Source organism: Bradyrhizobium vignae, assembly GCF_900324035.1.
GTDB lineage: Bacteria > Pseudomonadota > Alphaproteobacteria > Rhizobiales > Xanthobacteraceae > Bradyrhizobium > Bradyrhizobium vignae.
The window spans coordinates 808,560-827,045 of the sequence record NZ_LS398110.1; the positions used below are offsets into that span (position 1 = coordinate 808,560).

An 18,486-nucleotide genomic window follows, 5' to 3' on the forward strand; every position below is an offset into this window, starting at 1 on the left:
CTGCGCCTCGGGAGAAAATCCAGTCCCGCCCTCGATGGCGGCATACACCAGGGTGATCTCGCCGTGGGCGCCTTAATTTCAGATGGGCTGTAGGGTTGGATGGCTGAATATGTCACGAGCTGGCGGGCTCTGGCTTGGCATGGGAGAGGTATGCCATTTGTGCATTGATATAGACCTCAGCCGATCTATCCGGTTTTCGGGCTGGTAAGGGCACAATTTCAGTTTTGAGGTAGAGAGAGATCAATGCGTCCTATGTTCACCGTCCACGCTGGCGAATTCCTCGTCGGTCAGCACATCGAGACCAATTTCAAGGACAAGAGGGTTTGGCTTCCATCGAAGGATACAGGGGTCGATCTCTTAGTTACCAATGCGCGGAATTCTAGAGGCATCACTTTGCAGGTGAAGTTTTCACGCGATTTCCTGCCAATTATGAAACTCGCCGCGTCAACGCGGAAGCATTTGCAAGCGTGCACCTGGTTTTCGTTCGACCGCAGTAAAATCGCGCAGTCGCCAGCCGACTTTTGGGTTCTAGTGTTGCTCGGTTTTGAAAGTAAGAGCCGCGACTACCTGGTCGTGAAGCCTGAGGAGCTTCTCAATCGTCTCGATAAATTGCACGGTAAGACCGCTCGCCATCAGGTGTACGTTTGGGTTACCGACGATCACCAGGCTTGGCTTGCGCGAGGCTTGAGTATGGCGGAAACGAAAGCAATCGGTGAGGGATCATTCGGCCATCGGGATCGCGACGTCTCTAGGTTCTTGAATAACTGGTCGCCAATCGACCGTTTGTAGAGATCGGCCTTTCGGTGGAGTGCGACCTAATAGAGTTGGCTTAAGTCAGACAAAGCAGCCCGTATTGATGGGGAACAGCCGGTGTGAACGAGCAACCCCAGGGCCAAATGACGTATTTCATCCCACCGTCGGTCAAATCGAGAACCTGGGCGACGGCGTGGTCACAGTGCGTTCTCCGGTGTGATCTCGTCAAGGGACCGCACCTTGAGCAGAAATACTACCCGGAGTGCGAGCGGGACGAACCGTTCTCTACATCCCCGTCGGCAACCCTGTAGAAGTTGACACCGCTCTCCCGACGGCGCTCAATCTTGAGATTGCGGGCCTTTGCGAGCTTGCTAATCGCGCCCCGCAACGTATGCCGTTGCCAACCGAATTGAGCTGCCAGCTCAGACGCAGAGCACCAGCCAGCTGCCAGCTGGGCATGCAGAGCGTCGGCCTTGGGTTCCGTCATGGGCCCGCTCCTGGCACATCAGAGGCCACCAAGCCAACGTACACCTCGCCCAGCACCGTTTTCCAGGGCCTTTCAACAGTTTAGGCAATTTCCGCGCGAACTTTTCATTGATGTTTTAAGGGAGTGGCACGTACTTTACCCAAACATCCCTTCTGATCCCTCTGTCTGATCCCTCTAAGCCATGCCTGTCTATCCGCCCGGCTCATTCACGAAGAACTTCGGCTGGAACAAATTCCCGCCGGGCCTGAGAAGGCTGCACGACGTCATCAGAGCGGGGTTCAGCGGCGTTGCGCGGACAGTGTCCCGCGACACATTTCGTCGCAATTGCGGAGTGAATGATGCTGCCCGGCAGCTTATCCCTCTAAATTTCTTTCTACACAACACGATCGTAGATAACGCCAACTATGTAACCGCAGACGAGCTAGTGCGGCACGCGATCAACAATCCGCATTCGCAGCGCTTCGACCAGCTTGCGCTCTTTGCAATGCATTTGGCAAAAATGGGCTCTCGAATTGGCGTCGCGGGCACTGCTCACGGCGCAGGGTTCACGAACGAGTTCGTGCGCACCAGACTTTGGAATAATGGCGGTTGGGCCCGCAGGAGGTTGACTGAACAGGAGATTGAAAGGGCGTTTGAGAACACCGTCAGCGCTGAGGGTGACGACACTGCTCACAAGTGCATGACGAACTATAACTACATGATGGAAGTCACAGGGCTAAGGGAACAGCGGACAGATTTTCTCAACACTCGGATCGACGAGTGGATCGGACCGGGACTGTTCTTGGCTTTTGATCGCTACTCGATGGATCGCAACTCGACCACGCCTCTCACTGAAGCCGAATTGCTGGCGATTGTGCAGGGAGATGAGCTGTTTAAGCTCATGGGCACCACCAAGGAATATGTAGATGCTGTGGCCCCTGCATTCGCGCAGGAATACCTGGCGTTAGGGGGTATGGACAGGGTGAGCGGTCCAGCCCGTCTCGCACCTTCTGGCGTTGCGACCATTTCGTCCCCGACAGCTCCAGCTGGGACCTCGGCTACTGTACCTGTGCCCACCTGGAGCGATGAGGACGCCGAAGACGTCGCGACCGTGATGAGGCGACTACAGGAAACTCAGGCGCAGATCAGGAATGCAAAACACGTTCGGGAATTAAAGGCGCTCTATAACCACAGCTGCGCATTTTGCGGGAAGCAGACGGTTATCGGGGTAAATCCAGCGAAGTACTATTCTGAAGCGGCTCATATTAAACCGGTGGGGCAACCCCATAATGGGCCTGACAGCAAGAACAACATGATCATTTTGTGCCCGGAACATCATCTGCAATTCGACCGAGGCGTGCTGCGAATTAAGAAAAATCGAGGTGCGTTGACAGTTGTCAGCAAAATCTCCGGCGATCCTGTACACGGGCAGCCGCTTCGTGTTCAGGCACCGCATACAATTTCAGACGAGCACGCCTCTTGGCACCACGACTTTTGGACGTAGCTGCGGAGCTATTCGGCGGCGACAGCTCTTGAGTTGTGTGCGTACGTCTTCCAGGAGGGGCGATAGTTCTCATCCGCTTGATTGCCCCAGGTTGCCCACCCCGAGCGAGTACCCCGTGCGAACAGCTCAAGATACGGCCCTGATGAGCAGGCTTCGATGATGGCGTACTGCTCGTCAGGCTTCCGGCTGTGCTCTCGTTTTCGGGTTTCGATCATGTTCACTTGGCGCCGGCCCGGAGCCAAGGTCCGCACATTTTTGCCTCTGACACCAAATAGGATCATCTCCGTGACGTTGCGAAAGTAAAACCCAACGCCTCGTCCATCTGAACCGCCGTCCTTCCTGATCTTGTGCCAAACGAGGTTTGACTTGTATGTGTACCCCCACGCTTTGAGAACTTGCAATCCTTCGGGGAGGAGAGCGTTTGGTACCCAGAGATACAAGTGAGATCGGTCAGCGGCTACTTTCTCAACTGGCAAGGCGCAGATTTCGCTGAGCGTCATCGTTGAATAACGAGAGAGCCTGCGGTGCTCAGGCGCCATTTTTCCAGTTCTATTGACGAATTGCCATGGTGGGTCAGCCAAAATCGTGCCGTACTTTTGTTTGCCCACGAAAGAAAGCAATTCGCTGGCAGCATCGATTTGCTCCTGACTTTTCGCAAGCACGGTTCGCATCTCCTGTTCCGGCCGGACCGTATCTGATTTGCATGGGGGTTAGGAAGGGTGTGTTTCGACTAGAGCAAGGCACTAGCAGGGTTCTCCACGAACAACTCAGAGATACGGATGTAGCGGGCCAACATAGCCTCTGATGCATGACGGGTTTGTGCCCTTATTCTCCAGGCGGGGACGCCAGCTTGAGCGGCGCTGGTAGCTAGTCCTGCACGCAGGGAATGGCCTGAATAACCGGAGGGATCGAGGCCAGCCGCCATGACGCGCTGCCGGACGATCTCGCCCACTGCCTCAGTAGACAAACGATGCCCATGAACTCTGCCGTGGCGATCCACCGGTCGAAAGATCGGCCCTTCACTGATCTCCGAGACGGTCAACCAGGCATCGAGGGCAACTACCGGGCACCACCTTCCACGAGCGAAAGGTATCGCGATTTTCTGGCCCCGCGCCTCCTGATCGCATTTCGACCGGAGCAGGTGCAAAATGACGCCCTGCCTAACACGCTCAACATCGGCCAGATGTAGAGCAACGAGTTCCGAACGTCGTAACGCGCCAGCGAAGCCGAGCAGCAGGAGAGCGCGATCGCGATGGTCCTTCGGCTTGTCGCCCGTGGCGTCCAGCACCTGGATCAGCTCGTCCCGCAGCAGAGGCTTGGCCTGACGTTGGGCGCAGCCGTAGGTCCGCTTGATGCCCCTGATCGTTGCCCGGACGAGGGCGGACCGTGTTGGATTAGGCAGCCTCCGAGCCTGGTGCGCTTTCGAGAGCGAGGCCAGACGCCTCACGAGGGTCGCCACGCTCAACCTACCAGCGTTCTGCGCCAGATGTTCCGCGACGGTCTCCGGGGAAGCAGGGATTGACCCGCCACCCCGCTCAAATTCCCGGAGGTCGCTTTCGTAGGCGCGGCGGCTATTCTCCGACACGCTATTTTGAACGAAAAACCCGGCCTCCTGAGAGATTTCGGCGGAGTGCGCAATTAATTGCACGCAATTTAATTGGCCCCAAGCGGTATTGGGAGCCTCATATGCGGCCCAGATAACCTCCGATAAAAGAGGATTATCGCGGGTTAGAAGCTCAGCTGACATGGCCCCATCCCTTCATTACCTCGGCACGGATTGCATTCAGCTCGCCCAGATCGGCTTGGGCGAGGCCCAGTATTTCGGTGGCATCTTGGCAGTGGGCGCCGTTGCACTCGTAGTCGGTAACTCGGCGCAGGTGGTCAGCTATCCTCCACCGCAGCCGGCTTTGGACACATCCTCCTTCCAACCGAAAAATGATCGTTCCTAAAAAGGTGACCCGCTGACGCGGAGGAATATGCGATCGTACCCAACGTGCAGTTCTCGTCGGACCCTCGATCAGACTGGCCAAAGCAGCTCTTCCCGGGCGGGTGTAAAGGTCAAGGCAAAAACCCGGGACAGGTCCGACCATCGTTTCTGGTGGCGCGTCATCATCTTCGACGCTCACCGGCTCGTGCTGCAGATGCGGCGAGAGCAGGGCCATGAAGATTGGCAACACCTCCCCACTGCGGCGGTGGCCCTCGCGAGCGATCTCGACCAGGTCGGGCGGTAGGATCGCAGCAAGTGCGGCGAATAGAGCGGCCAGATCACCCCGGCGTCGGACAAGCTGAGGCGAGGGGCGTCGATCCGTCCCAAGCAAGTACCACGCTGCCAAAGCTCTGACCGGAAAGGGTTCGCAGCTGCTGACTACCTGGGCTAACTCTCGGATCGTGCTGAACCCGAGCTGCAGGCGTTCGGTCTGGAAGGCGAGGTGGTTCTCGGCCACAAGCAAGAGGTCGTCGGCCGCGCGACACTTCGTCGTTTCGGCCATCCTACATACGAGATAGCTCGCGACAGCCCACTCGCCCCCGAGCAGCGCCCGTACTCTCTTGCCAGCCATCGCGGCGGTGGCCAGCGTCACGAGTTCGAGATCGCCCAGCCCGACGTCTTCGAAGGCTATGCAAGCTAGTCGCCGCCACAGCCGTTCCGGTGATTGCTCAAGAAGTGTTGCCGCCGCTTGAAGGGCCAGTTCTGTTCGCCCGCGGCGGATCGCCTTCTGCATTGCGGACATTGCGAGGTATAGGAAGATATCGAGCGGCTGCGGCGGGGGTGGTCGGAAACTCCCAACCGCCTCATGAAGGCGATGCCGGGCAGCTTGAATGCCTTTGACTTCGTCCATTGCTCTCCTCCTTGAGTTGAAGGGGAGCAGATGACGTCTTGCCCACTATGACGATTGAACCTGTTGCGCGTCATGTAAAGAGAAATCGGTGTCCAATCACCCTGCACCGGAAAATTTCACAGACATTTCGAAGCGGACCGCCGTTTAGGTGGCCCGCTCTTGCATTTGACCGAATATGGGGATCAAATAAATCGAGGATTTTGGTTTGGAAACCCCCGGTCCTTGTCGCGCAACCGTCCTACTGGTCCCTCGAAACCGTGAGGCCGCGCAATGTCCGTAAATGTCATTCTGATCATCGTTGGTGCCGTGCTTATTCTCGTAGGCCTTGCCAAGGCGGGCCAGAGCGGTGGCTTACGCAACATTGGCATCAACTTCGGCAGCACGAGTACGCAGACCATCAAGGCCGGCAATGTTACGCCCGAGCCATCTAAGGGGGCCAAGGCAGACTGGGTTGGGCTGGCCATCGCAGCAATTGGCCTGGCAACAGCCGTCGTTGGGCTGTTCAAGGGGTAGGACGCGATGACCATTTTCAATTTCGGCTTCAATCTTTTCAGCACGAACGATCAGACCAACATCGTCGGCATCTCGCCGGAGCAGCTGGCCGTGCTTGTCCGGCAGCATGACGACCATTCCGAAACACAGAAGAAGCTCATTGCCCACCTCGAAACGGACCTCGACCTAAACGGACGCCAGATGCGTGAGGCTCTACGCATCCTCGGCGAAAATGAAGTCGCTGACGAGCAGTTGGGTGCCAAGCTGGTCGAGATTGCGAACCATTTCGCAAACTTGAAATCAGGAGTACTGGCAGAGGCGGGCGACAGCTCGGCCATCGTTGCTCTCAAATTGGAAATTCAGAAGGCCGTCGATGCAGGTGAATTGGCCAGGGTAGATATCTTACTTGAGGAAATTGAGGACGAGCAGAGACACGGAATGGAACGCTCAGCAATCAATCTTGCCGATACATTAGCCCACCGAGGTGAGATCGCGCTGGCCCAGCTTCGTTACGGAAAGGCCGCAGAGCACTTCGCCAGAGCGGACGCAGCACTGCCATCAGGGATGCACTTTGACGATAAGCGGTTCAGCTACCTCAACAGTGAGTGCTGTGCTCTCTACCGTCTGGGTAAGGAATTCGGCGACAATGCTGCTTTACTCCGTGCCATCGAGCGATGCCAACGGCTGGTTTCCCTTGCGCCCAGAGCGCGCGTCCCGCTCGCTTGGGCATTAGCGCAGAACAATCTTGGTATTGCGCTCGAGAGCCTCGGCGACCGCGAGAGAGGCACGTCGCGTGTCGAGGAGGCGGTCGCCGCCTATCGAGCGGCGCTGGAGGAAAGGACCCGCGAGCGTGTTCCGCTCGACTGGGCCACCACGCAGAACAACCTTGGTAACGCGCTCTATGGCCTCGGCGCGCTCAAGGACGCGATTGCTGCCTTTAGAGCGGCATTGGAGGAAAGGACCCGCGAGCGCGTCCCGCTCTTGTGGGCGGCGACGCAGAACAATCTCGGCAATGCGCTCAGAAGGCTCGCTCAGCGCGAGAGGGGCACGTCGGTTCTTGAGGAGGCGGTCGTCGCCTATCGAGCGGCGCTGGAGGAAGGGACCCGTGCGCGCGATCCACTTCAGTGGGCTACCACGCAGAGCAATCTCGGCTTGGCTCTCACGACGCTTGGGGAGCGCGAGGGCGGCACGTCCCGTCTTGAGGAGGCAGTGGCCGCGTTCCGGGAGGCGCTAGAAGAAAGAACCCGCGAGCGCGTTCCGCTTGAGTGGGCAGCGACGTGCAACGCTCTCGGCATTGTCTTCCTGAAGCTCGGCGAACGCGAGGGCGGCACGTCCCGTCTTGAGGAGGCGATCAAGGCCTTTCGAGCGGCATTGGAGGAAATGACCCGCGAGCGTATCCCGCTCTCTTGGGCCACAACGCAGAACAATCTCGGCAATGCGCTCAGCCTGCTCGGTGAACGTGAGGGCGGCACGTCGCGTCTTGAGGAGGCGATTGCTGCTTTTCGAGCGGCATTGGAGGAAAGGACCCGCGAGCGCGTCCCGCTCGATTGGGCCACAACGGAAAACAATCTTGGCTTGGCTCTCATGAGGCTCGGGGAGCGCGAGAGCGGCACGCAGCGTTTCGAGGAAGCGGTTGCCGCCCATCGAGCGGCGTTAGAGGAAAGGACCTGCGAGCGTGCTCCGCTTTTATGGGCGGCGTCGCAAAACAACCTTGGCTTGGCTCTCAGTAAGCTCGGCGAGCGCGAGGACGACACGTCACGCTTAGAGGAGGCAGCCGCTGCCTTTAGTGCAGCGCTCGATGAATGCACCGCCCAGGCGCTCTCATATTGGAGTGAGCGCACTCGCGAAAATCTGGTGCGCTGTCATGCTTCATTGGAACAACGCCGGAAGCAACAGGCGTCCGCAATATCGACCTTGCAATTCTGACGGCTTTAGCCCCATTCCCGCTCATGTCGTTTCTTGGCCCGACCCGGACCCTCGGTGATGTTAGCTTTCGCGCCGCTGTTGAGGTATTGCAGACATCAAGCCCACCTTCCGCGCGGCGTTCTGCACTGTGAGGACGTGCGAGTAGGTCTTTTTTGCTCTGCCATGTAGCGCGGTCGTCTGCTGAAGATCGCCTAGCAAGGCGCCGCGCTATTTCAGGTGTGCTGAGAGCGTGATGGTCGGACGCAGGCACGAGAGCGGAGCAGGAACCAGAGCGGAGTGCCCCCAACGTCGAGAAAACGGTCCCAGAGCGACGGTGGAAAGATATCTTTGGTGCTGGAGATCACCACGTCTCTCCAATGATCATCGTCCTTCAAGAGATCGCGGGCGATGCTCTCATCGCCAGTAAACCCGAGATATACGAGAGCAGTAGGAATACCGAGCGATGCTAATTTCCATGCCCACGCAATGCGGTTGCTGAACTGGTACCAAGCGTTTGAGGAAATCCTTACTCCCGGAGCGTGCCGGGATAGCTCGCTGGCCGCTTCGTCGATAGCCGCGGCTATCCGGGTGGCGTTCTGCTCATTTCCAGCCCCGTGCCCCCGAGCACCTTCCGTGAACTCCCGGACATATGCTTTTGCTTCCACGAGCACGAGACCAGTGCGATTTTCATGATGCAAGGCTTGGCAGGCAAGGTCCCAGTTCGGGACGTTTGCTCCGCTTGAATTGACCAGCCACCAGTTTAGCAGCTGGGGATCGAGGGCGGGGTCTATGAGACCGCCGCTCCGTTTGCCAAAGCGGGCCTCGTCGGGGTTATCCCAACCTGTCGGCATTCGCTTGCCACTCTGGGGGACGAAGAACTCCGAAGGCTGAAGCATCTGATTGATGCTGGAGACAAACGCTCCCGCGTCCAGCCAGTCCAGCACGTGCATACGACTTCCAGCGGCACGCTCATTTGCAAGCATTCCAGCCCCATTTCTGTTTTCGTGGTTTCCCCGTCTATGCGGGCTCCAAATGGATCGTCGTCAGCAAACACGCATCATGCAAGCCTTTTCACTTTGGTGCCCCGCCACATGAGCCGCTGTTGCAGCAAACCGCTAGCTGAAGACATGAAGTGTCCCTGGGCTCCGCCATTTGTCGCCGTCGTATGCTCCAAGGACACGAGGTCTGTCGCTTAGGGTACCTGAACTTCCGGGACAAGTCGCAAACCCAATCTCGTCGGTGATTAAACCGTCCACTACTGTGTTGATTTACTGACTATATCGACCTTAGGCGTTGGGGGTTAGTCCCCATGAGCGCGTCATCTAACCGGGTCTTTTCCCGCGTCTCTGGGTATTGGTCTCCAGAATACTCGGGACCCGTGTTAGGACACGACACCCGTTCAGCGACGGGCGACAAGGATAGTTCTGCGGTACCGGGTCGTGCGACGATGTGCACCACAATTGCATTTTGGAGCGCCATTTAGGTTTTTGGGGCACCTTTTAAGTGGGAAGACTTTACGCACACATCACCACTCGTGTTCGCAGCGGTGACTTCCCAAAGATCGCAACAGCTTGAGCCGCGCTCGCAAAATCGCGTGGTCGCACGTGTGTGCCACTTGTGCCAAGTCGGCTTGATCTCGTCCGGCGTGCCCCCTTATTCCTGTGTCACTCACTGCAAGGGCCAAAAGCGATGGATGAATTTGATCTAGACCCCAGCGTTCTCCGCGCGAAGTGGGCCTCTGAGAACTCTCCTTGGATATCGGTGGAGCAGATAGCGCAGACCTACCCAGTGTCGGTGCGAACTATACGACGCATGGAGGCGGAGGGCCTTATGCCGTCCCGGACAAAGCGAGGCCGTTTCCTGGTCTATCGCAAATCGGAAGTGGAAAAGGCTCTCCTTGTCGGAAGACGCAGCCTGCGTCGCAATACGGATCAGGGCTCACTCTAACCCGGTTAGTCGCCCGTCTAGGAGTGGAGTGCTCACAACATGAAATCCGCAGTAACGCAGTCGGCCTATCACAAGGCTTTCGATCTGTTTGGGTTGGACGCGGCAACTGAAATCACTAGCCACGGGGAGGTCTATGAACGCCTCCTCGCCCAGGTCGCCTGTGCCGCGGCGGGAAACCAAAAACGTAAGCAGCGGTACCTGCAACGACTGCTCTTCAGTTCCTTCTCCGGAAAATTGATCTGTCTCATTCGTTGTTGGGAAAAGAACGAAAACACGTGCACGCTTGAAGATTTGAAGACAACCGCGCTCCACCTTAGTCCCTATCACGACTGCGGAGAAACAATTCACTGTTGGGCAGAGCCGAAGACGTCAGGGTACGGATGGCGGCCACTGTGCTCGTTCGGACCCAAACGCAAAGCGCTTCACCTCCTGATCAGCGACTATCTTGAAGCGCGGTTTGGCAGGGATGAACGCAACTACCTCCTCCCGAAAAAAGGTGCAGAGCGGGCCTCTGACTGGGTAGTTTCGATGTACCAGGACGAGGACTATCCTTACTTCATTCTCGCCGACATCCAGAATTTCTATAGGTCCGTGCAGAAAGGAAAGATCGGTAAGCTATTAGGATTGCCGGAAGGCATTGTAACAAATGCCCTCTGCATCCCCACTGCTGCTGCACTCTCTCCTGTTGGGAGCCTCCTCCCAGATTTAACTATCGAAACGCTTGTCGGAGCGGCCCAGGACGGGTTGCCCCAGGGCTCACGCGCTTCCCAAATTGTTGCTGGTTTACTGCTCGGACCTACGCTGAGGAAGATTTCCCCAGCGGAGCGCTTCATCTTCCTTGCGGATGATGTGGCACTCGTCGCCAGCACAAAGCAGGAGGCAAATGCGTTGCAAAAAGCCTTGGTCGAGACGCTCGCGTCTCATCCCGCTGGGCCGTTCTGCCTCAAGCATTGTACTGTACAGCACGTAAGTCGCCCTTTCGATTTCCTTCAGTATCGCCACAAGAGGGATATGTTTACCGGCGAAATGCGCCGGCGGCCTGCTGTCAGAAGTTACGCCCGCTATCGTCAGAGGGTCGAAAAGTATTTTACTGAACTCAAATTCCGAGAGGCTTTTCGATTAACGGCCAGATATCGATGGCATTGGGTCAGATCATTCCGGCGCTGGAAATACAACTGGCTGTCGAAACTGGCGTTGTGGCAAACGACGCTTAACGCGATGGACGCGGGGTTGGCGCTCGCGAAGAAAAAGACCCAGAAAACGATCCCCCCAGCGTAGGGCCCTTCGCCGAACGATAGTCGAAACCAAGCGCTACGCCGGATCAACTCCTATGATGGCTTTGAAATCGAAGAACGAGCTATATACCCGCGCTTCGCCCCGCCGTGGACTATCTCGCGAAGAAGCGGCCATGTACCTCGGCATTTCACCGTCCAAGTTCGACGAACTCCGAAAGGATGGTCGAGTTGGTGCTGCTCGTCTTATAGATGGCCGCAAGGTCTGGGACATTCATGCTCTTGACCAAGCCTTTGATGCGCTGCCCTACGAGGGGCACGACCCTGATGATGACTGGAAACCGGCGGTTTGATGATGATACAATCCATCATGCGCCGCCGCCTCCCACTTGGTTGTGTTGAGGACATTGACCGTCACGGCAACGTACGGATTTACTACCGTGCCAAGGGAGCGAAGAAGGTCAGACTGCGGGGTACGCCCTGGACGCCAGAGTTCATGGTGGCTTACGAGGCTGCGCGGAGCGGGGCTCCTAAGGCAGCTCAGGCTGGCACCACGGTTGGCACATGGCGGTGGCTTTGTACGAAGTACTTCGGGGAATGCGCGGACTACAAGCTGCTTGATCCGCGAACCCGTCACGTTCGTCGCTTAGTTCTTGAGGCCACCTTCAAGGAGCCGGTTGCGCCTGGATCGCCAAGATTTTTCCGGGACATGCCGCTGTCCAAGATGACGGCCGACGCAATCGAGGTGTTGCGTGACCGCAAGTTGGCCTTCCCCGAGGCTGCCAATGCTCGGGTAAAGGCCATTCGGCAGGTTTTCAAGTTTGGCGTTCTCAAAAAGCACGCGCAGTTCAATCCTGCTCGTGACGTGCCCTACATCCGTACTGGCTCGTCTGGCTATCATACTTGGACGATTGATGAAGTTCGGCAGTTCGAGAAGTACCATCCCGTGGGTTCAAAGGCTCGACTTGCTTTCGCCCTGCTGCTCTTCACTGGACAGCGCCGCGCGGATATCGTTCGGTTTGGCAAGCAACATGTCAAAGAGGAGAGACTGTCGTTCACTCAGCACAAGGGCCGCAACCGCAAGCCCAAGCGCCTCGTGCTGCCACTTTTACCCTCGTTACGGGCGTTGATTGACGCATCACCCACTGGTGACCTCACTTTTCTCGTAAACGAGTTTGGCAAGCCGTTCAGCGACGCGGGGTTCGGCAATAAGTTTCGGGCCTGGTGCAATGAGGCCGGTCTCCGCCACTGCACAGCTCACGGACTACGCAAGGCAGGCGCGGTGATCGCAGCAAACAATGGGGCCACGTCGCGCCAGCTGATGGCCCTGTTCGGCTGGGATAGCATTAGGATGGCTGAACTGTACACGCGACAGGCGGATCAGCGACGGCTCGCCGAGAACGCTATGCACCTAATCGAACCCGACGATCTCTTCGCAAATGAGGGTAAGCTCTATCCGAACAAAGGGTGAGCAAAGCCTGTCCCACCGAACACCCGCGTGGGACAATTTGCAAATTTTAGCTAATCGCTTCAGCAGCTTATTTTTTGAATGGTGCCCCTGGCCGGAATCGAACCAGCACTCCTTGCGGAACTCGATTTTGAGTCGAGCGCGTCTACCAGTTCCGCCACAGGGGCCCTCGGTCGGCCCCAAAGGCGGCGTCGCGAAGCCGGCGGACTATAGCCATGGACGAGGCGGGGTCAACCCGCGCCAAAGTGATCCCGGCCGTTCTCGACAGCCGCATGGGCCGCGGCTAGAGGCTTGGAGCGCCAGAAATGCGAAAGAGGCTGCCGTGACCACCGAGAGTGCCGCCATGCATGCGTTCGAGCCGACCGCCATGAGGCCCGCGCTGGCCGCCTCGGCTCTCGTCACGCTGATCGCTGCAGCGACGATCGCGGGCGCCTGGTTCTTCCAGCTCGTGCTGGAGATCCTGCCCTGTCCGTTGTGCCTGGAGCAGCGCTACGCCTATTATCTCGCGATTCCGCTCGGTGCGCTCACGGCGATTGCGGCGCGAAGCGGTGCACCGCGGCCGCTGCTGCTCGCAGGGCTCGCGATCCTCGCGCTGGCGACGCTCGCCAATGCCGGCCTCGGCGCCTATCATTCCGGCGTCGAATGGGGATTCTGGAAGGGGCCGACCGATTGCTCCGGTCCCGTCGTCAATCTCGGCAGTGCCGCTGATCTCTTGTCGAAGCTCGACACCGTGAAGGTGGTGCGCTGCGACGAGGTGCAGTGGCGCTTCCTCGGCCTGTCGCTGGCCGGCTACAACGTGCTGATCTCGCTGCTGATGGCCGCGATCGCGGCATGGGGATTTGTGCGGACGGCCAAGCGCTAAGGCCTAATCATCCACATCGTCCTGCGTGCGTCCGAACAGATGCACGATGCCCGGCGTTGCGATCGTCACGAAGACGAAACGCGAGAGGTGATGGGCGCCGACGAAGATCGGGTCGATGCGCAACGTCAGCGCCAGGGCCAGCATCGCGTCCATCGCGCCCGGCGCGAAGGCGACGACGACGTCGGAAAACTTCACCTGTGTGGTCAGCGCCACGATGCCGACGAAGATGGCGGAGACGGCGATGGCCACGGCAAACGAGCCCAGTGCCGCGCTGAGGTGACCGGCGAGCGTCTTGATTCGCATCCGCGCGAAGCGGCTGCCGATCAGTGCGCCGATGCCGACCAGCGCCACGCCGCGCACCCAGTTCGGCAGGCCGCCCTCGACCCATCCGGCACCATGCAGCACGCTGGATGCGATCATCGCGCCGAACATCCAGCTCGCCGGAAACTTGATCAGCCGCAACGCGAGCGCTGCGGCCAGCGAGGCTGCGGCCAGCTCGAGCAGGTCGAGCGGCGAGGCGATCGTCGTGGTCGGCGACGGCGCCGCCGAGGGCGCGACGCCCGCCAGCGCCAGCACCATCGGCAGCGCGGCGGTCAGGATGATGACGCGCATGGTCTGCACCACCGCAATGCCCGGCAGGTCGGCGCCGCGCTCGACCGCCAGGATGGTGATCTGCGACAGCGCGCCGGGGCTGCCCGCCAGGAAAGCCGAGGTGCGGTCCCAGCCATGGATGCGCTGGAGGTAATAGCTCGAGCCGAACGTGGAGCAGAACGTGGCGAGCGCAAGCAGGCCGATGGTGAGGGGATAGGCGCTGACCTGTTGGAGCAAATGGCGCGAGACCACCGAACCCAGGGAGATGCCGAGCAGCACCAGCACGGTCTGGGTCAGGATCGGCGGCAGTGCCAGCTGGCGGCCGGCGATCGCGGCGATTCCGACCGCGATCATCGAGCCCGAAATGAGCCCGCCGGGAAGGCCGGCGAGCAGAAACACCAGGCCGCCGGCGGTGCCGATGACGAGCGTCTCCACCGTGCTCAAGATCTTGGCACGGCTCGGCCATTCGAACGGCAGGGAGGCGGTGATTTGCTTCACGCCACCTTATTGCAAATCGGCAGGTGACGCACAATTGCAGGCTCGTCATGCCGCAATGCGCGACGCCTGCCGCGGATGCTCGCAGGCGATCGTGACGGACCTATTTCTTGTCTGCGGCGGGAGCGGCGGTGCCGGCCTTCGCTTCCTTCATGCAATCGCGGCGAAATTTCTTGCGCTCCTTGCCTTTCAATCCCTTGGCGTCCGCCTGCTTGGAGCATTCGAGCGACTCGGCCGAGCGCTCCTTCGGCGCCTTTTTGTCGGTGGTGGCAGCGGCATCGGTCTTCGTCTCGGTCTTGGCTGCCGGCGCGGCGGTCTGCGCGAAGGCGGTGCCGGTGACGAGCAGGGAGGCGAGGGCGGCGGCGGCGAGGCGGGACGTGAAGGTCATGTGGTGCACTCTGCTTGCGAGAATTGTGAAGGTCTGGGAACGTCGGCCCGCGTTGCTGAACGCGACATGAATGAGTTGAGCGGCCGGATCATTATATTTTGCCGGCGCAACCCGTCGCATCCTTGGTCGCAAGCGGCCGGCACGCTAGGATAGCAATCCTCGTTTCACCCCGTCGGGGAAGATCAAGCAGGAGACCCAGGGATGACCATTCAGACAAAATTGTTGTGTGCGATCGCCGCATCCGGTGTCGCGGCATTGCTGGCGAGCGCGCCGGCGCAGGCACTGACCGCGCAGGAGTGCAGCGCGAAATACCAGGCCGCCAAGAAGGACGGCTCGCTCGGGACCATGAAGTGGAATGACTTCCGCAAGGCGCAGTGCGGTGCCGATGCGACGCCTGCGGCTGCGGCTGCGCCCGCCGCTCCTGCCGAGCCGAAGCAGGCCAAGGAGGCGGCGCCGGCCGCGCCGGCCCTGCCCGCCGGCCCTGCGGTCTATCCGAACGCTGTCGATCCGAAATATGCCAAGGAGACGCCTGGAAAAGCGCGGCTGCACACCTGCGTCGACCAGTACAATGCCAACAAAGCCACCAACGGCAATGGCGGCTTGAAGTGGATCCAGAAGGGCGGCGGCTATTACAGCGAATGCACCAAGAAGCTGAAGGGCGCCGCCTGAGCTTCGAATTGGTTCGATGGCCGGAGCAACGCTCCGGCCATTTCGCCTGGATTCTTTTTCGAGCATGATCTTCCGGAAAACCGCCGCACACTCTTCCGGACCATGCTCAGTCGAGCAGCTTCTCGGCCGATTTCGCCACGAGCTGCGATCGCTTGCGCGGGCCACTCTCGACGAACAACAGGCTCTGGCCGAAGATGAAGCAGTAGAACAGGAAGGCCTGCGCGTCGGCCTCCTCGGCTATAAGGCCGGTCGCGCGATAGAGCTCGCTGACGTGCTTGAGCCGCGCCGCATCGACGCTCGCCACCGCCGCCGCGGCATTCTCGTCCGAGCGCGCCCATTGCCGGATCGCGAGCTCGATCGCCATCCCTTCCGGATTGAGCCGCTCCGAATAGAGCCGGATCACCGCCCTCAGCCGCTCGCGGGGGTCTTGTCCGTCGAGACTTGTCTGCTGCGCGATCGCGGCGATGCGTCCCTCGCGCCAGCCGTTCAGCATGGCATCGAGCAGCGCGGCGCGATCGGCGAAGCGTCGGTAGAAGCCGCCCTTGGTGACGCCGAGGTTCTTGGCGAGCACCTCGACCCGCACGCCCTCCACCCCTGCGCGGGCGAGCTCGCTGAAGCCCGCCTCGACCCAGACATCGCCCTTGCCGTCGCTCATGAAGGAAGCCTCACCCGATCTTGATACGGTGCCGTATTGCTAACGCGACACGGGTTTGATACGCTACCGTATCAATGCTCAAAGACGAAAATGCGGGAGGAAATGCGATGGAGCAGGAGGCGACCTATCGCGGCACGGTCTATCCGTGGCAATGCGACCATGTCGGCCACATGAACATCATGTGGTATGTCGGCAAGTTCGACGAAGCCAACTGGAATCTGTTCGCCCGCCTCGGCCTGACGCCGAGTTACTTGCGCAGCTCCGGCCGCGGCATGGCCGCCGTGCAGCAGAACATCGCTTACAGGCGCGAGCTGCTGGCCGGCGACATCGTCGAGATCCGCAGCCACCTGCTCGAGATCGGCGACAAGTCGATCCGCTTCCGGCACGACATGACGAACGCCGAGACCGGCGAACTCGCAGCGACGTGCGAGATCACCGGCGTGCACATGGACCGCCAATTGCGCAAGTCCGCACCGTTCGCCGACGCCATCCGCGAAGCTGCCTCGAGGCATCTCGCCGAACCAGCCGAGGCCTGAACCATGGCCGCTTTCGAGCCGAAAAACCCCGGCTATCGCGCGGCTTCTATCGCCATGTTCGACGGCCAGCCGGCTATGCGCACGCTCGGCATCGTCATCGTCCGTCTCGCGCCGGGCGAGGTCGAACTGGCGATGCTGCATGCGCCAGCCCTCACGCAGCAGAACGGTTTCATCCATGCCGGCATCATCACGGCCGGGCTCGACAACGCCTGCGGCGTTGCGGCCTTCAGCTTGATGCCGGCGGAGGCCGATATCCTCACCGTTGAATTCAAGACGACGCTGCTCGCGCCCGCCCGCGGCGAGCGTTTCGTCTTCAAGGCCGAGGTGGTCAAGCCCGGCCGCACACTCACCTTCTGCGAGGCAAAGGCCTACGCCGAGCATGACGGCAAGGTCTCGCTGATCGCCACGATGACCGCGACCTTGATGGCGATGTTGCCTCGCCTTGCGATTGCGCATGAACCGCGGGCATCCCGCGCATAGCGGCGATTGACAATCATGCGCGTGCATCCCTTGATGCGATGGTCATGCTTGCAAGTCTCGGCCTCATCCTGCTCTGCCAACTGATCGGCGAAGCCGTCGTGCGCGGCCTCCGCCTGCCATTGCCGGGACCCGTGCTGGGCCTCCTGCTGCTCCTGGTCCTGCTGATGGGGCGAGACCGCTTTGCGCTGCTCGCGCGCGGGCCGCTGCGCAATGACGATGTCGAGACGGCGAGCAAGGGCCTGCTGGCCCATCTCTCGCTACTATTCGTGCCGGCCGGCGTCGGCGTCGTGCAGAAGCTCGATCTGCTCGCGTCTCACGGCATTGCCATCATCCTGGTGCTCGCGCTGTCCGTGGTCGTCACGCTGCTCGCGACCGTGCTGACCTTTCGCCTCGTCAGCCGCCTGTTGAAGCAACAGGACGCGCGATGAAGGACAATCCATTTTCGCTGTGGGTCTATCTTTCGCAATCGCCGCTGCTGTGGTTGACCGTGACGCTGCTGGTCTATGCGACCACGGACGCGGTCTCGCTGGCGACGCTGCGCCATCCGCTCGCCAACCCCGTGCTGCATGCGATGTGGATCATCGGCGCGTTTCTACTCCTGACCGGCACCTCCTATACGACGTATTTCGCCGGCGCGCAGTTCGTGCACTTCCTGCTGGGGCCCGCCACCGTCGCGCTCGCCGTGCCGCTCTATGAAAATCGCAAGCGCGTGGTCGCCTCGATCGTGCCGATGCTGGTGGCGCTGTGCGCGGGATCGGTTACGGCCGTGGTGTCGGTGGTGTTGCTCGCCGAGCTGGCCGGCCTGCCGCGCGATGTTGTGCTGTCGCTGGCGCCGAAATCCGTCACCGCCGGCGTCGCCATGGGCATCGCCGAGTCCCTGCATGCGGACCCTTCGCTGGCGGCCGTCGCGGTCATCCTCACCGGCATCATGGGCGCCATCATCGTGACGCCGCTGATGAACCGCAGCGGCATCACCGATTACCGGGCCCGGGGCTTTGCCGCCGGCCTTGCCGCGCATGGCATCGGCACCGCCCGCGCGTTCCAGGTTGACGAGATTGCCGGCGTCTTTTCCGGCATCGCCATGAGCCTGAACGCGTTGGTGACCTCGTTCCTGGTCCCTCTGGCAATCACGCTGCTGGTGCGATGACATCGCTGCCGTGACACTCTATATGAGCTGTAACAATGTCTGGTCTCGATCCGTATCGA

22 protein-coding genes and 1 tRNA gene are annotated in these 18,486 nt (G+C 60.0%); 14 read left to right on the forward strand and 9 right to left on the reverse strand.

Annotated features, from left to right (window positions below):
• Positions 1-243 precede the first annotated feature (243 nt).
• Positions 244-789, forward strand: coding sequence for a hypothetical protein (locus BRAD3257_RS03875; RefSeq protein ID WP_145986948.1), 546 nt, complete (start codon positions 244-246; stop codon positions 787-789).
• A 217-nt stretch (positions 790-1,006) separates the two neighbouring features.
• Here the strand turns inward: BRAD3257_RS03875 and BRAD3257_RS42115 are convergent, their stop codons facing one another.
• Entirely contained in the window at positions 1,007-1,240 is a 234-nt protein-coding gene (locus BRAD3257_RS42115) for a DUF3489 domain-containing protein (protein ID WP_122400739.1), read from the reverse strand.
• A gap of 181 nt (positions 1,241-1,421) precedes the next feature.
• Between BRAD3257_RS42115 and BRAD3257_RS03885 the strand changes: the two genes are divergently transcribed.
• The gene (locus tag BRAD3257_RS03885; protein ID WP_122400740.1) at positions 1,422-2,723 is read left to right on the forward strand and encodes an HNH endonuclease; all 1,302 of its coding nucleotides are present in this window, start codon (positions 1,422-1,424) and stop codon (positions 2,721-2,723) included.
• 8 nt (positions 2,724-2,731) lie between these two features.
• Here the strand turns inward: BRAD3257_RS03885 and BRAD3257_RS03890 are convergent, their stop codons facing one another.
• Genes BRAD3257_RS03890 through BRAD3257_RS03900 form a run of 3 tightly spaced genes read right to left on the reverse strand, consistent with a single transcriptional unit; the run spans position 2,732 to position 5,560 of the window.
• Entirely contained in the window at positions 2,732-3,394 is a 663-nt protein-coding gene (locus tag BRAD3257_RS03890; RefSeq protein ID WP_122400741.1) for an MT-A70 family methyltransferase, read from the reverse strand.
• Between the two features lie 59 nt (positions 3,395-3,453).
• A complete protein-coding gene (locus tag BRAD3257_RS03895) occupies positions 3,454-4,470 on the reverse strand; it encodes a site-specific integrase (protein ID WP_122400742.1) in 1,017 nt (338 codons plus the stop codon).
• Positions 4,460-5,560 (reverse strand): hypothetical protein, encoded by a 1,101-nt coding sequence (locus BRAD3257_RS03900; protein WP_122400743.1) that lies wholly within the window; start codon positions 5,558-5,560, stop codon positions 4,460-4,462. The genes BRAD3257_RS03895 and BRAD3257_RS03900 overlap by 11 nt, the downstream gene beginning before the upstream one ends.
• Before the next feature lie 270 nt (positions 5,561-5,830).
• On the opposite strand from BRAD3257_RS03900, the gene BRAD3257_RS03905 reads away from it, so the two are divergent.
• Both BRAD3257_RS03905 and BRAD3257_RS03910 read left to right on the forward strand, forming a co-directional pair.
• Positions 5,831-6,073 (forward strand): hypothetical protein, encoded by a 243-nt coding sequence (locus BRAD3257_RS03905; protein ID WP_122400744.1) that lies wholly within the window; start codon positions 5,831-5,833, stop codon positions 6,071-6,073.
• A gap of 6 nt (positions 6,074-6,079) precedes the next feature.
• Positions 6,080-7,978 carry a tetratricopeptide repeat protein gene (locus BRAD3257_RS03910; RefSeq protein ID WP_122400745.1) on the forward strand — a complete coding sequence of 633 codons (1,899 nt, stop codon included), beginning with the start codon at positions 6,080-6,082 and terminating at the stop codon, positions 7,976-7,978.
• 212 nt (positions 7,979-8,190) lie between these two features.
• Here BRAD3257_RS03910 and BRAD3257_RS03915 read toward each other — a convergent pair whose 3' ends face one another.
• Positions 8,191-8,907 (reverse strand): hypothetical protein, encoded by a 717-nt coding sequence (locus tag BRAD3257_RS03915; RefSeq protein WP_122400746.1) that lies wholly within the window; start codon positions 8,905-8,907, stop codon positions 8,191-8,193.
• Between the two features lie 739 nt (positions 8,908-9,646).
• Between BRAD3257_RS03915 and BRAD3257_RS42120 the strand changes: the two genes are divergently transcribed.
• Genes BRAD3257_RS42120 through BRAD3257_RS03930 form a run of 4 tightly spaced genes read left to right on the forward strand, consistent with a single transcriptional unit; the run spans position 9,647 to position 12,607 of the window.
• Complete coding sequence (locus tag BRAD3257_RS42120; RefSeq protein ID WP_430648812.1) at positions 9,647-9,904, forward strand: helix-turn-helix domain-containing protein; 258 nt, start codon at positions 9,647-9,649, stop codon at positions 9,902-9,904.
• Positions 9,905-9,943: 39 nt separating this feature from the next.
• On the forward strand, positions 9,944-11,182 hold the full coding sequence (locus BRAD3257_RS03920; protein WP_122400747.1) for an RNA-dependent RNA polymerase family protein: 1,239 nt from the start codon (positions 9,944-9,946) through the stop codon (positions 11,180-11,182).
• Between the two features lie 52 nt (positions 11,183-11,234).
• Positions 11,235-11,489 carry a hypothetical protein gene (locus BRAD3257_RS03925; RefSeq protein ID WP_347338417.1) on the forward strand — a complete coding sequence of 85 codons (255 nt, stop codon included), beginning with the start codon at positions 11,235-11,237 and terminating at the stop codon, positions 11,487-11,489.
• A 17-nt stretch (positions 11,490-11,506) separates the two neighbouring features.
• Entirely contained in the window at positions 11,507-12,607 is a 1,101-nt protein-coding gene (locus BRAD3257_RS03930) for a tyrosine-type recombinase/integrase (RefSeq protein ID WP_197711525.1), read from the forward strand.
• A gap of 79 nt (positions 12,608-12,686) precedes the next feature.
• On the opposite strand, the gene BRAD3257_RS03935 is transcribed toward BRAD3257_RS03930, so the two are convergent.
• Positions 12,687-12,771: transfer RNA gene (locus tag BRAD3257_RS03935), tRNA-Leu, on the reverse strand.
• A gap of 155 nt (positions 12,772-12,926) precedes the next feature.
• Between BRAD3257_RS03935 and BRAD3257_RS03940 the strand changes: the two genes are divergently transcribed.
• Complete coding sequence (locus BRAD3257_RS03940; protein WP_122400749.1) at positions 12,927-13,466, forward strand: disulfide bond formation protein B; 540 nt, start codon at positions 12,927-12,929, stop codon at positions 13,464-13,466.
• A gap of 3 nt (positions 13,467-13,469) precedes the next feature.
• On the opposite strand, the gene BRAD3257_RS03945 is transcribed toward BRAD3257_RS03940, so the two are convergent.
• Positions 13,470-14,555 carry an AbrB family transcriptional regulator gene (locus BRAD3257_RS03945; RefSeq protein ID WP_122400750.1) on the reverse strand — a complete coding sequence of 362 codons (1,086 nt, stop codon included), beginning with the start codon at positions 14,553-14,555 and terminating at the stop codon, positions 13,470-13,472.
• 100 nt (positions 14,556-14,655) lie between these two features.
• Positions 14,656-14,940 (reverse strand): PsiF family protein, encoded by a 285-nt coding sequence (locus BRAD3257_RS03950; protein WP_122400751.1) that lies wholly within the window; start codon positions 14,938-14,940, stop codon positions 14,656-14,658.
• 201 nt (positions 14,941-15,141) lie between these two features.
• Here BRAD3257_RS03950 and BRAD3257_RS03955 point away from each other — a divergent pair, with 201 nt between their 5' ends.
• Positions 15,142-15,609 carry a hypothetical protein gene (locus BRAD3257_RS03955; protein ID WP_122400752.1) on the forward strand — a complete coding sequence of 156 codons (468 nt, stop codon included), beginning with the start codon at positions 15,142-15,144 and terminating at the stop codon, positions 15,607-15,609.
• Between the two features lie 106 nt (positions 15,610-15,715).
• On the opposite strand, the gene BRAD3257_RS03960 is transcribed toward BRAD3257_RS03955, so the two are convergent.
• The gene (locus BRAD3257_RS03960; RefSeq protein WP_122400753.1) at positions 15,716-16,264 is read right to left on the reverse strand and encodes a TetR/AcrR family transcriptional regulator; all 549 of its coding nucleotides are present in this window, start codon (positions 16,262-16,264) and stop codon (positions 15,716-15,718) included.
• A 107-nt stretch (positions 16,265-16,371) separates the two neighbouring features.
• On the opposite strand from BRAD3257_RS03960, the gene BRAD3257_RS03965 reads away from it, so the two are divergent.
• Genes BRAD3257_RS03965 through BRAD3257_RS03980 form a run of 4 tightly spaced genes read left to right on the forward strand, consistent with a single transcriptional unit; the run spans position 16,372 to position 18,427 of the window.
• Positions 16,372-16,800 carry an acyl-CoA thioesterase gene (locus tag BRAD3257_RS03965; RefSeq protein ID WP_122400754.1) on the forward strand — a complete coding sequence of 143 codons (429 nt, stop codon included), beginning with the start codon at positions 16,372-16,374 and terminating at the stop codon, positions 16,798-16,800.
• 3 nt (positions 16,801-16,803) lie between these two features.
• Complete coding sequence (locus BRAD3257_RS03970; RefSeq protein WP_122400755.1) at positions 16,804-17,280, forward strand: PaaI family thioesterase; 477 nt, start codon at positions 16,804-16,806, stop codon at positions 17,278-17,280.
• A 44-nt stretch (positions 17,281-17,324) separates the two neighbouring features.
• On the forward strand, positions 17,325-17,708 hold the full coding sequence (locus BRAD3257_RS03975) for a CidA/LrgA family protein (RefSeq protein ID WP_122406359.1): 384 nt from the start codon (positions 17,325-17,327) through the stop codon (positions 17,706-17,708).
• Complete coding sequence (locus BRAD3257_RS03980; protein WP_122400756.1) at positions 17,705-18,427, forward strand: LrgB family protein; 723 nt, start codon at positions 17,705-17,707, stop codon at positions 18,425-18,427. Before BRAD3257_RS03975 ends, BRAD3257_RS03980 begins: the two co-directional genes overlap by 4 nt.
• Positions 18,428-18,486: the final 59 nt, after the last annotated feature.